The sequence below is a fragment of the Maribacter sp. BPC-D8 genome, assembly GCF_035207705.1.
Taxonomy (GTDB): Bacteria; Bacteroidota; Bacteroidia; order Flavobacteriales; family Flavobacteriaceae; genus Maribacter.
In genome coordinates this window covers 3,128,988-3,144,096 of the sequence record NZ_CP128187.1, presented here as the reverse complement: position 1 = coordinate 3,144,096, position 15,109 = coordinate 3,128,988, and the positions used below count along the sequence as shown (strand labels likewise).

The following is a 15,109-nucleotide window of genomic DNA, read 5'->3' as shown; positions in this document are numbered from 1 at the left end:
CGTCATTTTATTTTTATGTAAGAAAAATATTACTTAATTTATACTATTATTACATTTCGGTCGTTTTATATTAAACCTCAAAATCTTATCGCCTTATGTTTTTAAACCTATTTAAGTCTAGTTCTAACGAGAAGAATACACAGTCTCTTTCTAAAAGTTCTGTTTCTAACGAATTGAATTCTTTATTGAATGATTTAACGATAGATAGTACAAATAAACATGATCATAAGAAAGTGGTTAGTGCTGTAAAAGAAAAAGCTACAGCCGTAGTTTCTTCATTAGAAAGACAAATTGAAGAAAATCAGATTATTTATGCTAAAATAATGCAAGAACGAATGATGAGGACCCGAAGAAAATTGGTCTAAATAAATACAGACAAATAATTAAAACATCTTTTTTTAATGTAACTATTTAAATTATAGTCAATTAATAGTTATTAATAATTTTAATACAACTAAGGGAATATAAATTTCAAAATTTCATTGGATTTTTAAATGCGTTTTTTACAAAATGCATAATTAAATGCGTCAAATGGGCAAATTTAATCGATGAAAAACTACAAATAGTCGCAAATAACAACAGAATACCCCGCATCTCACAACAATTATATTGATATAAGACATTAAAAGTTAAATTTTGCTAGATAGTGATTGAACTTATTTACGAAAGCTTTTTAAGTATTTAAGAATAAATGAAATCATTAGAGCAAAGTATAACTCAATGATGTCCAAACTTACTAAACTACTTTTTTCATTATTCCTGTTGATGGGCTTGACTAGCTTTTCAACTGCTAATGATATATATATTAATAGCATTTTAACGCATACGGTTTTAGATGAAACCTATGATGATGCTTTAGATGTACCTCCTACTTTTTCAAATTGCCCTCCTTCAGATGTGATCGTCTCATATACTGTAGATGAATGTGGTGCCGTTGTAACTTGGACACCCCCAACTGCTTCTGCAGATGCAGTAAGTGTTACTAGTAATTATAGTCCGGGTGATTCTTTTCTACCTGGTACAACAGCCGTTATTTATAGAGCAGAGGATGCTACCGGTAATGTTACGGTATGTACTTTTAATGTTATTGTTGAAGATGATCAAGATCCTGTTTTTGAAACTTTTCCAAGTGATGTAACCTTAACTGCTGATCCAAATACGTGTACAGCTGCTCATACTTGGGCAGAGCCTACGGCTTCAGATAACTGTCCGGCTGGTGAAGGTGAAGCTCCGGTACTACAAGATTTTGAAAACGCCATTAACCAATGTTACACTTTTACTCGTTCTTCAATTGAAGGTGGCGGTGTAATAAACGGATCAAGAAATTTAGTTTCTACAGGTATTTCTAGCGGTACTTTTTTTGCTAGTTCAATGACTACCCCTGTTTTTTACTTTAACGGATTTGGAGAAATTACTTTTTCGCATAGTATATCAAGTACTAACAATTCTCCTTCTATTCATTTGGACGTTTTAGATGAAAATGGAACTACAATCACTTCTAGCTACTTTTCGAAAACATATACCACAACAGGTGTACAACAAGAAATCATCCCGTTTAATCTAGTAGGTAATTATCAAATTAAGATTCGATATTCTTCTACTTCTTTATTTAACTCAGGAATGGAGGCTTATTTAGATGATTTGCTTATCCCTGGAACTATTGTGACCAACATTAACGATACCAGTTGTGAAATTGCGGATTATGTAATTTTTAGAACTGATGGTACGGGACTTGATAGTGGTGATCAATTTGATATTGGTACTACTACGATACGTTATACGGTTAGGGATGCTTCTGGAAATTTCGTGGAAAGATCTTTTAATATCACTGTAGAGAATGATGTTAACCCGCCTTCAGGTACAACTGAATATATGTATTGTGAAGGAGATACACCTCCTGAAATGTCGGTATCTGTTGATGTTGCAGGTGGAGAAACGGCTAACTGGTACGATGAATATGGTACTTTGGTAGCCACAGGTGTTACTACATATACGGCACCTGCTACAGGTGAATTTTATAGAAATTATCTAGTGTATTCACAAAATGCCAATGGGTGTACAAGTGAAAACTTTTTGTCAATAGATTTATATCAGATACCTAAACCACCTACTCCGGTGGCTGATGGTCCAATAGAATATTGTGTTGGTGAAACGGCGACAGCTCTTACAGCTACAGCATTATCTAATCATACTTTAAACTGGTATACGGTTGCAACGGGTGGTACTGCTGCTGCAACGGAACCTACACCGAGTACAGCTGCTGCTGGCACAACATCTTATTATGTAAGTCAAACAGATGATTCTACTTCTTGCGAAAGTGACCGTACACAAATAGATGTTATTGTTTATGCCATACCAACGGCTCCTGTAGTGAATTCTCCTGTTGACTACTGTATTGGTGATAAGGCTGGTGAGTTGAATTCTCATGCTACGGGTACAAATTTAAGATGGTATGATGCTGCAACTGGTGGAAACGAAATCGCAGGTACTACTATTCCAGATACTTCAACTGTAGGGCAACAATCTTTCTGGGTAACGCAATCAACGGTTAATGGAACGGCTAATTGTGAAGGTGGTAGAACCAGATTACTTGTAAATGTTTATGATGCACCTGTTGTAACCACGCAACCTACAAATGAGGCTGTTTGTGAAGGAGGTTCGGTTACGTTTGATGTAGCGGCTTCTGGTTCTGGTGTAATTCAATGGCAACTTTTTGATGGCACTAATTGGAATGATTTAACGAATACGGCTCCACATAGCGGAGTAACGACAAATACACTTACGGTAGCAAATGTAACTCTTGCAATGAGCGGTAACAGATATCGTGCAATAGCTAGCAGTCCGGCAGCAAGTTGTTCTGATGCTACTTCAGACGAAGCTATTTTGACAGTGAATACAGCACCACCTGTACCAACAAGTGGCGGCGACATTACGGAATGTGAGCAAGATCCTATACAGACTTTAACTGCCACGGCAACACCACCATCAGGAGCGAGTATTATTTGGTACGATGCCCTTACAGGAGGAAATGTAGTGGCGAGTCCGACATTGCATGCTGTTGGAACAGTAACTTATTATGCAGAAAGTAATGATACCGTAAACGGATGTCCAAGTGTGGGTAGAACTGCGGTGATCTTAACTATACAACCTGCACCTGTAGCACCAACTAGTGGCGGCGATATTACAGAATGTGAGCAAGATCCGATACAAACACTGACGGCAACGGCAACGGTGCCTTCTGGTTCTACTTTAGTATGGTACGATGCTGCCTCTGGCGGAAATGTAGTTGCTAATCCAGAATGGAGTAGTGTCGGAACAGAAATTTATTATGCCGAAAGTCAAGATGATGTAACTAGCTGTCCTAGTGTAACGAGAACAGCAGTTTCGCTAACCATTCAACCAGCACCAGCTGCACCAACTAGTGGAGGGGATATCACGGAATGTGAACAAAATCCTATTCAAACATTGACTGCAACGGCTTCGGTACCTTCAGGTTTTACAATGACTTGGTATGATGCCGCTAATGGTGGAAATGTAGTTGCTAGTCCGGAATGGAGTGCTGTTGGTTCAGTAACCTATTATGCAGAAAGTCAAAACAATACTTCAGCTTGTATTTCGCTTTCAAGAACCCCAGTAACATTAACCATTGATGCGATACCTGATGCTCCAATTAGTGGAGGTGATCAAATAGAATGTGAAGGTAATCCAACACAAACCATGACCGCTACGGCAACGGCACCGGCAGGTTTAACTGTTGATTGGTATACGGCGGCAACTGGCGGGAGTATAGTTGGTAGCCCTACTTTAAATGCAGTGGGTACGGTAACTTATTATGCGGAAAGTAGAACTACGAGTAGTGGTTGTATAAGTGAGACAAGAACAGCAGTGGTATTAACCATGAATTCAACTCCGACGATTGCAATTACCCCAAGTTCGCAAACCTGTTCTGCAGATTTAACGACCTATTCGGTTTCTGTTGATGTCAATAGAGGTACGGTGACTTCTACGGAAGGAACGGTAACTGATAATGGAGGGAATAACTGGACAATATCGGGAGTAACTTCTGGAAATAATATTACTGTTACAGTAACCGATGCAAATACTTGCTCGGAAACTATCAGTATAAATGCACCAAATTGTGCCTGCCCAACAGTAAACGCACCAACTAGTGGTGGTGATCAAACGGAATGTGAGCAAGACCCTATACAGACATTAACTGCTATGGCAACACCACCTGCGGGTGCAAGTGTTGTGTGGTATGATGCTGCTTCGGGTGGAAATATGGTTGCAAGTCCTACATGGAACACCGTTGGTTCAATTACGTATTACGCAGAAAGTGTTGACGATGTAAATGCATGTACAAGTACAACAAGAACAGCTGTTAACCTTACAATACAAGTAGCTCCTACTGCTCCAATAAGTGGTGGAGATCAAACAGAATGTGAAGCTTCACCAACGCAAACTTTAACAGCAACAGCAACCTGTGCGGCTGGAACTTCAATTGTATGGTACGATGCGGCAACTGGTGGTAACGTTGTTGCGAATCCGGAATGGAGTACTATAGGAACTGAAATATTTTATGCCGAAAGTCAAGATGATGCAACAAGTTGTGTAAGCCATTCACGTACTGCGGTAAGTTTAACTATTAATCCTATCCCGACTGCTCCAATTAGTGGAGGAGATATAACGCAATGTAAAACATCGCCAATTCAGACTTTAACCGCTATGGCAACTGCCCCTGCAGGTTCAAATGTAGTTTGGTACGATGCTGCTACTGGCGGAAGTGTGGTTGCAAGTCCGACGTGGAATACCGTAGGAAGTGTTACTTATTATGCCGAGAGTGAAAATTCGACCACTTCATGTGTGAGCGAAAATAGAACACCGGTACACTTGACCATTCAAGATACTCCGGATATTACAATAGCAACAGCTGCAACTTGTGCAGCGGATCTATTGACCTATTCAGTTTCAGTAGATGTTAGCGAAGGCACGGTAACTTCCACAGAAGGTACGGTTACAGATAATGGTGGAAATAATTGGACGATTTCAAATATTACTTCTGGTACCGATATTACATTGACGGTGACGGCACCAAATACATGTGTACAAACTTTAGATATTACTGCTCCTGATTGTGCTTGTCCGGTAGTCGATGCTCCAGTAAGTGGAGGAAATCAAACGGAATGTGAAGAAAATTCGATTCAGACATTAACAGCTACGGCAACACCACCAACAGGTGCAACTGTAGTTTGGTATGATGCCGCAACTGGCGGAAATGTTGTTGCTAGCCCGACACTAAATGCTGTAAATTCAGTTACATATTATGCTGAAAGTCGTGATAATGTAACAAACTGTGTAAGCGGAACAAGAGCGGAAGTTGTTTTGACTATAAATGCTACACCAACCGCTCCAATTAGTGGAGGAGATATAACGGAATGTGAATCATCACCTATTCAGACTTTGATCGCTACAGCAACTGCCTCTGCAGGTTCAAATTTAGTTTGGTACGATGCTGCTGCTGGCGGAAACGTAATAGCTAGTCCGATTTTAGATACTGTTGGTTCGGTAACCTATTATGCGGAAAGTGAAGATAACACAAGCTCTTGTACAAGTTTTACAAGAACACCGGTACATTTGACTATTCAAGATACTCCTGATATTACAATCGCAACTGCAGCAACTTGTTCGGTAGATCTATTGACCTATTCAGTTTCTGTAGATGTTAGTGAGGGCACGGTTACCTCGACAGAAGGTACGGTTACTGATAACGGTGGAAATAACTGGACGATATCAAATATTACTTCTGGGAACGATATTACATTGACGGTTACGGCACCGAATACTTGTGCACAAACTTTAGATATTACGGCTCCTGATTGTGCTTGTCCGGTAGTTGATGCTCCGGTAAGTGGAGGTGATCAAACGGAATGTGAAGAAAATCCGATTCAGACATTAACAGCAATGGCAACACCTCCAACTGGTGCTACGGTAGTATGGTACGATGCCGCTACTGGCGGAAATATCGTTGCTAGTCCGACACTAAATGCTGTAAATACGGTTACATATTATGCTGAAAGCCGTGATAATGTAACGAATTGTGTTAGCGGAACAAGAACCGCAGTGATGTTGACTATAAATGCTACACCGACTGCTCCTGTAAGTGGAGGAGATATAACAGAATGTGAAACATCACCGATACAAAGCTTGACTGCTACAGCAACTGCTCCGGCAGGTTCAAGTGTAGTTTGGTTTGATGCCGCAACTGGCGGAAGTGTAGTTGCTAGTCCGATTTTAAATACTGTTGGTTCGGTAACTTATTATGCGGAAAGTGAAGATAATACCAGTGCTTGTCCAAGTTTTACAAGAACACCGGTAAGCTTGACTATTCAAGATACTCCTGATATTACAATCGCCACTGCAGCAACTTGTGCAGCAGATCTATTGACTTATTCAGTTTCTGTAGATGTAAGTGAAGGCACGGTAACTTCAACAGAAGGTACGGTTACAGATAATGGTGGAAATAATTGGACGATTTCAAATATTACTTCAGGGAACGATATTACATTGACGGTTACGGCACCAAATACATGTACGCAAACTATGGCAGTTACAGCACCTGATTGTGCTTGCCCTGTAGTTGATGCTCCAATAAGCGGAGGAGATATAACGGAATGTGAAGAAAATCCGATTCAGACATTAACAGCTACAGCAACACCACCAGCGGGCGCTACTGTAGTATGGTATGATGCTGTAACTGGCGGAAATGTAGTGGCCGACCCTTCTTTAAATACAACAGGTACAGCAACATATTATGCTGAAAGTCGTGATAATGTAACAAACTGTGTAAGCGGAACTAGAACGGCAGTAATGTTGACTATAAATGCGACACCTACTGCTCCGATTAGTGGAGGAGATATAACGGAATGTGAAACATCACCAGTACAGACATTAACTGCTACGGCAACATCCTCGGTAGGTTCAAGCGTTGTATGGTATGATGCCGCTACCGGCGGGAATGTAGTCGCTAGTCCGATTTTAAATACTGTTGGTTCGGTAACTTATTATGCGGAAAGTGAAGATAACACAAGCTCTTGTACAAGTTTTACAAGAACAGCGGTAAGCTTGACCATTCAAGATACTCCTGATATTACAATCGCCACTGCAGCAACTTGTGCAGCAGATCTATTGACTTATTCAGTTTCTGTAGATGTTAGCGAAGGTACGGTGACTTCGACTGAAGGTACGGTTACTGATAACGGTGGAAATAACTGGACGATATCAAATATTACTTCGGGTACCGATATCACATTGACGGTTACGGCACCAAACACATGTACACAAACTTTAGATATTACTGCTCCAGACTGTGCCTGTCCTGTAGTCGATGCTCCTACAAGTGGAGGAAATCAAACGGAATGTGAAGAGAATCCGATTCAGACATTGACCGCTACGGCGACACCACCAGCGGGTGCTACGGTAGTATGGTATGATGCTTCAACTGGCGGAAGTATAGTAGCCGATCCATCTTTAAATACAACAGGTACAGCAACTTATTACGCCGAAAGTCGTGATAATGTAACGAATTGTTTAAGTAGTACTAGAACGGCAGTTGTTTTAACTATTGAAGCTGCTCCAACAGCTCCAACTAGTGGCGGTGATCAGGTAGCATGTGAGCAAAATCCTATTCAGACATTGACTGCAACAGCGACTGCTATTGCAGGTTCAAATGTAGTTTGGTATGATGCTGCAACTGGCGGGAATATTGTTGCAAGTCCTACGCTTAATACAGTGGGTACAACCATCTATTTTGCACAAAGTGAAAATACTACAACATCTTGTACTAGTTTGTCTAGAACAGCAGTTTCCTTAACTATTGAGGCAGCACCGACTGCTCCAGTTAGTGGAGGAGATATAACGGAATGTGAAACTTCTCCAATCCAAACTTTAACGGCAACAGCATCTGCTCCTGCAGGTTCAAGCGTAGTTTGGTACGATGCCGCTACGGGAGGAAATGTAGTTGCTAGTCCGATTTTAAATACTGTAGGTTCGGCAACCTACTATGCGGAAAGTGAAAATAATACAAGCTCTTGTACAAGTCTTGCAAGAACACAGGTAAACTTGACGATTCAAGATACTCCGGATATTACAATCGCTACGGCAGCGACATGTGCTCCAGATTTATTGACCTATTCAGTTTCTGTAGATGTTAGCGAAGGTACAGTAACTTCTAGCGAAGGTACTGTAGTTGACAACGGCGGAAATAATTGGACGATATCAGATATTACATCAGGAAATAATATAACATTGACCGTTACGGCACCAAATACATGTACACAAACTATGTCGGTTACGGCACCTGATTGTGCTTGCCCTGTAGTTGATGCGCCAATAAGTGGTGGCAATCAAACGGAATGTGAAGAAAATCCTATTCAGACATTGACCGCTACGGCAACACCTCCCGCAGATGCAACTATAGTATGGTATGATGCGGCAACTGGAGGAAATATAGTTGCTGACCCATCTCTGAATACGGTAGGCATGGTATCTTATTTTGCCGAAAGTGTGCAGAATGTGACCAACTGTTTAAGTAGTACAAGAACTGAAGTGGTCTTAACCATTCAAGCAACTCCGCCTGCACCAATTAGCGGAGGTGACCAAACGGAATGTGAACAGAGTCCGATGCAAACACTTACGGCAACTGCAACTGCGCCATCTGGTTATAGTATTGTTTGGTACGATGCTGCAACTGGCGGAAGTGTAGTCGCTAGTCCGATTTTAAATGCTGTAGGTTCAGTAACTTATTATGCTGAAAAAGTAGATGATGCTAGTTCTTGTACAAGTTTTACTAGAACGCCTGTTAGCTTAACGATAAATGCTTTGCCAAATGTAATAGCTAATGCATCGATTACTACTATAAATGCTGGTGAACCAGTTACCTTAAGCGGGTCTGGTGCTACATCATACGTTTGGGATAATAGTGTTACCGATGGAGATACTGTTTATCCTTTAGTAACTACAACATACACGGTTATCGGTACAGATGGCAATACTTGTGAAAATACTGATAGTGTAACTATAACTGTGAATGCTACTTCAGATATTGAAATAGTGCATTCGGTAGATGTTACAAATCCTAATGTGGGCGATACTGTTACGTTTACCTTAACTGCGACCAACAACGGACCTAGTGATGATACGGGCGGAACTGTAATTAACGATTTGCTTCCCGCAGGATATACTTATGTTGGCGATACAGGTAGTGCTGCTAATGGTATCTATGATTCTGCAACTGGAAACTGGACTTTACCTAGTTTGTCTAACGGTGCAAGTGTATCGGTAGAAATAGCGGTTACAGTGAATGCCCCTACGGGTGCGACAAACGAATATCTGAATATTGCACAAGTAACTTCGGCAACAAATTACGATTCTGATTCTGTACCTAATAATGATGACGGAGATCAAAGTGAAGATGATGAAGCATCGGCATCTATTGTGCCTCAGGTGGCAGATTTAGAAGTGACAAATACAATTTCACAACCAAGTGCAAATCCTGGTGATGCATTGATAATTATTGTTGATGTTCTTAATAATGGTCCTGATGATGTAACCAATGTCAGTATAGAAAATGTTGTTCCGGTAGGCTTTACGGTTACAGGAATAAACGACGGTGGTACGCAAAGCGGAAACAATATTACTTGGTCCGGATTAACGATTGCAAATGGAACAACCGCTACAATGACCTTTAATGTTGATGTAAACAATCCTGTAAATACTACTGATGAATACTTAAATACGGTACAGGTTATTGCAGTGGATCAGTTTGATAATGATTCTACTCCTAATAATGATGATGGTGATCAAAGTGAAGATGATGAGGATAATGTGGAGTTAAGATTACAATCAACAGATTTAGAAATTATAAATACTGTTACACCAGGTACAGGTAACCCAGGTGATGTGTTAACGTTTACTGTTGAGGTTGTCAATAATGGAACCGATGATGCCACGAATGTTGAGGTATCTAATATGATACCTTCCGGATTTACAGTGGTAAATGTAAATGACGGCGGAGTGCAAACGGGTAATGAAATTTTATGGACAGTGTTGAATGTTCCTAACGGTACAACTACCACATTAACATTTGAAGCTTCTATTAATGTACCAACAAATACCGCAGATGAATATTTAAATACGGTTCAAATTGTAAATGTAGATCAGTTAGATCCAGATTCTACACCGAATAATGATGATGGTGATCAAAGTGAAGATGATGAAGATAATGCTGAAATCGTTTTAATTCCGGCAGATTTAAGTTTGGATAAAGCATTAAGTTCAGCATCTAATCCTGCTCCGAATTCTGGAGATACGGTGACTTTTGAATTGACCTTAACAAATGACGGACCTGGTATTGCTACAAATGTGAGTATTGAAGATACTTTACCTAGTGGTTATACTTTGGGTACAGTAAATAACGGTGGTAGCGTTTCTGGAAATGTGATTACATGGAATTTTGCAAACGTGCCTGTAGGTATACAAGTGGTGAGCTATGAGGTGACTTTAAACACACCTAACAATGTTGTAGATGAGTATACCAATATCGCACAAGTAATTTCATCTGATCAATTTGATCCGAACTCAACTCCTAATAATGATGACGGAGATCAAAGTGAAGATGATGAGGTTAGCCATATGATAAATGCGCCAACGGTAGATCTAGAAATAATGAAGTCCGTAGATAAAGAAGAAACTTTCTTTGAAGATACAGTGGTATTTACAGTAACTGTTATGAATAACAGTACTTACGCAGCTACCAATATCGGAGTAGAAGATGTGCTTCCGTCAGGTTATGAGTTTATTGCTGCGACAGCTACCGATGGTGACTATAGTGAAACAACTTCCACTTGGGATATTCCTAGTATAGCAATTGGTGCAACAGCATCTTTAGAAATGACGGTTAACGTAACAGATGTTGATGATTATACCAATGTAGCAGAGTTAATTTATGTGGATCAAGTAGATCTTAATATAGATAACGATAGGGCAGAAGCAACACCATTAGTCACTCAGGCAAAATGCTTTACCGTTTTCAACAAGTTTACACCGAATAACGATGGTTTTAATGACGTGTTTTTTATAGAGTGTATTGAGAATTACCCGAATAACAATGTAAAAGTGTTTAATAGATGGGGTAACCAAGTATTTGAAATGGATAACTATGATAATACATGGGATGGCACCTCTATGGGTAGAGCAACGGTTAGTGCATCAGAAAAACTACCTGTAGGTACATATTTCTATCTAATCGATTTCGGTGATGGTTCAGAGCCAAAAACAGGTTGGTTATACATAACAAGATAAAATTTTAAAATAGGTATGAAGCTTAGCTTATACATAACGATAATAATAGTAGTTCTAATTGGTACTGCAGAAGGATTCGCTCAACAGGATCCGCAGTATACCCATTATAACTATAATACAATGACCGTTAATTCGGCATATACTGGGTCTAGAGGTAATCTAGCTATAATTTCATTATATCGAAATCAATGGGTAGGTGTCGAAGGTGCTCCAAAAACACTGACCTTCGGTATAGATTCCCCAATTGGTAAATATGATGGTGTCGGACTATCAATCGTACAGGATGAAATCGGACCATCATCTGAAACCTATATAGATGGTAATTATGCTCATCAACTAGTTGTAAACAGAAAGGGAGATAAACTTGCTTTCGGTTTAAAAGCCGGTGTTCGATTTTTAAGTATAGATTGGAGTAAAGGATTGTATAGAGATGAGGGTGATGTATTTTTAAACGAAAATGTAAACGGAAAGCTGTTACCGTCTATTGGTGCAGGGGCTTTTTATTACACTAGAAATGCTTATATAGGGCTATCTACGCCAAATATTTTAACAAACACGCATTATGATGAAATACAAGAAGCAGAGTCTGTAGAGCGTATTCATATATTCTTAATAGGTGGTTACGTATTTGATTTAAATCCTTTTTTGAAGTTCAAACCTTCATTTTTTGTAAAACATGTTGTAGGTGCACCACTTTCTGCAGATGTATCGGCAAACTTCTTAATGAACGAAAAATTAACCCTTGGTGTAAACTATAGATGGGATGATAGTGTAAGTGCACTTTTTGGATTGCAAATTACACCACAGTTAAATATGGGTTATGCCTATGATTTTTCTACCACCCAATTAACGGCATATAATTCTGGTACGCACGAAATCTTTTTAAGATTCATGCTGAAATCTAGTAATAGAATAATTAAGTCACCAAGATTCTTTTAAACTATACAGTGTAAATTAAGAAAAGCTCTCAAGAAATTGAGAGCTTTTTGTGTTTAGTGTCTAGCCTTTGGCGAGACAGGTATTCTAAGCTATTTTTTAAAGTTCGTTTTTTGACTAAAAAGCCAAATTAAATACTGCCGATTTTGTCTTTTTCAATATTTCTCTTTTATAAGAGCTTCTTTTTTTGAATCTAATTTTTCTGCATATACCAGTTTCCATGGTCCTTTGTTTTTGGTGTATGTTGTTTTGCCTTGATTATGTTGTTCCAGTCGCATTATATAATCTGTAGAATACCCTTTGTAATAGACGTCATGTGAAGAAGAATAAATAATGTATACGTAGTGATTAATCATAAAACAAGAAAAACTCTATAAACGAAAAAAGCTCTCAATTTCTTGAGAGCTTTTAGCGGTCTGGCTCTCGGCTGAGCCGAGACAGGCAGTTACTCGAACCCGCGACCCTCTCGGCTGAGCCGAGACATGTATTCTAAGCTATTTTATATAATTCGCTTTTTCACTAAAAAGCCAAAGTAAATACTGCCGATGTTGCCTTTTTAGCATTTTCTCTTTTATGAGCGCTTCTTTTTTTGAATCTAATTTTTCTGCATAGACCAGTTTCCATGGTCCTTTGTTTTTGGTGTATGTTGTTTTGCCTTGATTATGTTGTTCTAATCTTAGTATATAATCTGTAGAATATCCTTTGTAATAGACATCGTGTGAAGAAGAATAAATAATGTATACGTAGTGATAAGTCATAAAACAGGAAAAACTCTATAAATGAAAAAAGCTCTCAATTTCTTGAGAGCTTTTAGCGGTCTGGCTCTCGGCTGAGCCGATACAGGCAGTTACTCGAACCCGCGACCCTCTCGGCTGAGCCGAGACAGGTATTCTATGTTATTTTATAAGGTTCGAGTTTTGATTGAAAAGCCAAAGTAGATACTGTCGATGTTGTCTTTTCAACATTTTCTCTTTTATTAGAGCTTCTTTTTTAGAGGCTAGTTTTTCTGCATATACCAATTTCCATGGTCCTTTGTTTTTAGTGTATGTTGTTTTGCCTTGATTATGTTGTTCCAATCTCAGTATATAATCTGTAGAATACCCTTTGTAATAGACATCGTGCGAAGTAGAATAAATAATGTATACGTAGTGATAAGTCATAAAACAGAAAAAAGTTTATAAACGAAAAAAGCTCTCAATTTCTTGAGAGCTTTTAGCGGTCTGGACGGGACTCGAACCCGCGACCCCCTGCGTGACAGGCAGGTATTCTAACCAACTGAACTACCAGACCGTGGCGTTTAGCGAGTGCAAATATATGTAGTTATTTGTATTGCGCAAACATTTTTTTTACTTTTTTTTCAATCTAGAGAAATTTATTTCTTTCTACGAGAAAAGTATTGAGCACCGTTGAGAAATCTCGGTGTATATCGATGTCCACATATTTAATTTTATACTGGGCGCATTTCATTTTTATGTCAGATAAATAAGCGGTAATACGTTCATTATAAGCTTCTTTAATATTGTCTGCATATAAGTCTAAATGTTCGCCGGTTTCTACATCGACAAATCTCTTCGGTGTATTTTCAAAATTGAAGAATAATTCACGCTGTTTATCCATCGGGTGAAAAAGTACGACATCATGCTTATTATATTTCAAATGACGGAGCGCTTCGAACAATTCATCATCATTTTTTTCGGTTTGAAACATATCTGTAAATAGAAAAATGAGACTTCTGCGCTTAATATTTTCTGCGATTTGATGTAAATAGGTATAAGTATTTGTCTCTTTTGGCGGATTTTTAGCCATACCAACCGCGCTTAATTGAGCTAATAACATTTGAAAATGACGCTCGCTTCCTTTTTCTGGTGCGTAATAATTATAACTATCAGAATAAATACTCAACCCAACGGCATCACGCTGCCTTTTAAGCACGTTCATTAACGCAGCAATTGCTAAGACGCTAAATCCTATTTTGTTTAAAGAATCGATGCTTAAATTATCTACCTGCGGATAATACATAGATGCAGAATTATCTAAGATCATGTGACACCTTAAATTCGTCTCTTCTTCATATCGTTTCGTATAGAGCTTATCCGTCTTTGCAAAAAGCTTCCAGTCTATATGTTTGGTGCTTTCGCCATTGTTGTAGATTTTGTGTTCGGCAAACTCCGCAGAGAACCCATGAAACGGACTCCTGTGTATTCCGCTAATAAAACCTTCTACCACTTGGTTAGCGAGAAGCTCTAGGTTAGAGAATAAAGATGATTTATTTAATTCTGATTGTAGATTCACACTTCTAAAGATACTAAAGACGGTTAAACTTTATGGATGCGAGGAATTAAAATTATCCCAAATAAAAAATCCTGCTAAAAGCAGGATTTTTTAAATTTTATATTCCCCCTTTGGGGGTTAGGGGGCTTTTACAAAGCTGCGTCAATAGCATCTGTATAAACTTTCTTAGGTGATACACCTACTTGTCTGCTTACAATTTCACCGCCTTTAAAAACTAATACAGTAGGTATATTACGTACCCCGTACTTGGCTGCGAATTCTTGATTTGCATCAACATCAACTTTACCAACAACAGCTTTGCCGTCATATTCAGTACTAACTTCGTCGATGATAGGACCTACCATACGACAAGGACCGCACCATGCTGCCCAAAAATCTACTACTACTGGTTTATCGCTTTTTAAAACTACCTCGTCAAAAGTAGCATCTGTTATTTCTAATGCCATCTTAATATCTTTTATTGATTATGCAAATTTAGTCAATTATTCTTCTGTTTCCTTACAGGCTAACAATTCGTTTTGCC

Annotated in this window: 8 protein-coding genes and 1 tRNA gene; 3 read left to right on the top strand and 6 right to left on the bottom strand. The window is 38.9% G+C overall.

Annotated elements, in window-relative coordinates; translation table 11 throughout:
* The first annotated feature begins 95 nt into the window (after nucleotides 1-95).
* From QSV08_RS13885 to QSV08_RS13875, 3 genes are all read left to right on the top strand, one after another.
* Nucleotides 96-365: a hypothetical protein gene (locus QSV08_RS13885; protein ID WP_324024064.1), complete on the top strand. Its 270-nt coding sequence runs from the start codon at nucleotides 96-98 to the stop codon at nucleotides 363-365.
* A gap of 355 nt (nucleotides 366-720) precedes the next feature.
* Entirely contained in the window at nucleotides 721-11,358 is a 10,638-nt protein-coding gene (locus QSV08_RS13880) for a gliding motility-associated C-terminal domain-containing protein (protein WP_324024062.1), read from the top strand.
* A 15-nt stretch (nucleotides 11,359-11,373) separates the two neighbouring features.
* Complete coding sequence (locus QSV08_RS13875; protein ID WP_324024060.1) at nucleotides 11,374-12,297, top strand: type IX secretion system membrane protein PorP/SprF; 924 nt, start codon at nucleotides 11,374-11,376, stop codon at nucleotides 12,295-12,297.
* Nucleotides 12,298-12,449: 152 nt separating this feature from the next.
* Here the strand turns inward: QSV08_RS13875 and QSV08_RS13870 are convergent, their stop codons facing one another.
* The 6 genes from QSV08_RS13870 to trxA all read right to left on the bottom strand — a co-directional run bounded on the left by QSV08_RS13870 (nucleotide 12,450) and on the right by trxA (nucleotide 15,032).
* Nucleotides 12,450-12,650: a GIY-YIG nuclease family protein gene (locus QSV08_RS13870; protein ID WP_324024058.1), complete on the bottom strand. Its 201-nt coding sequence runs from the start codon at nucleotides 12,648-12,650 to the stop codon at nucleotides 12,450-12,452.
* A 138-nt stretch (nucleotides 12,651-12,788) separates the two neighbouring features.
* Nucleotides 12,789-13,052 (bottom strand): GIY-YIG nuclease family protein, encoded by a 264-nt coding sequence (locus tag QSV08_RS13865; RefSeq protein ID WP_324024056.1) that lies wholly within the window; start codon nucleotides 13,050-13,052, stop codon nucleotides 12,789-12,791.
* Between the two features lie 138 nt (nucleotides 13,053-13,190).
* The gene (locus QSV08_RS13860; RefSeq protein WP_324024054.1) at nucleotides 13,191-13,454 is read right to left on the bottom strand and encodes a GIY-YIG nuclease family protein; all 264 of its coding nucleotides are present in this window, start codon (nucleotides 13,452-13,454) and stop codon (nucleotides 13,191-13,193) included.
* 56 nt (nucleotides 13,455-13,510) lie between these two features.
* A tRNA-Asp gene (locus QSV08_RS13855) sits at nucleotides 13,511-13,584 on the bottom strand.
* 72 nt (nucleotides 13,585-13,656) lie between these two features.
* On the bottom strand, nucleotides 13,657-14,586 hold the full coding sequence (locus QSV08_RS13850; RefSeq protein ID WP_324024052.1) for a DUF58 domain-containing protein: 930 nt from the start codon (nucleotides 14,584-14,586) through the stop codon (nucleotides 13,657-13,659).
* A gap of 128 nt (nucleotides 14,587-14,714) precedes the next feature.
* On the bottom strand, nucleotides 14,715-15,032 hold the full coding sequence (gene trxA, locus QSV08_RS13845) for a thioredoxin (protein WP_024481982.1): 318 nt from the start codon (nucleotides 15,030-15,032) through the stop codon (nucleotides 14,715-14,717).
* Nucleotides 15,033-15,109: the final 77 nt, after the last annotated feature.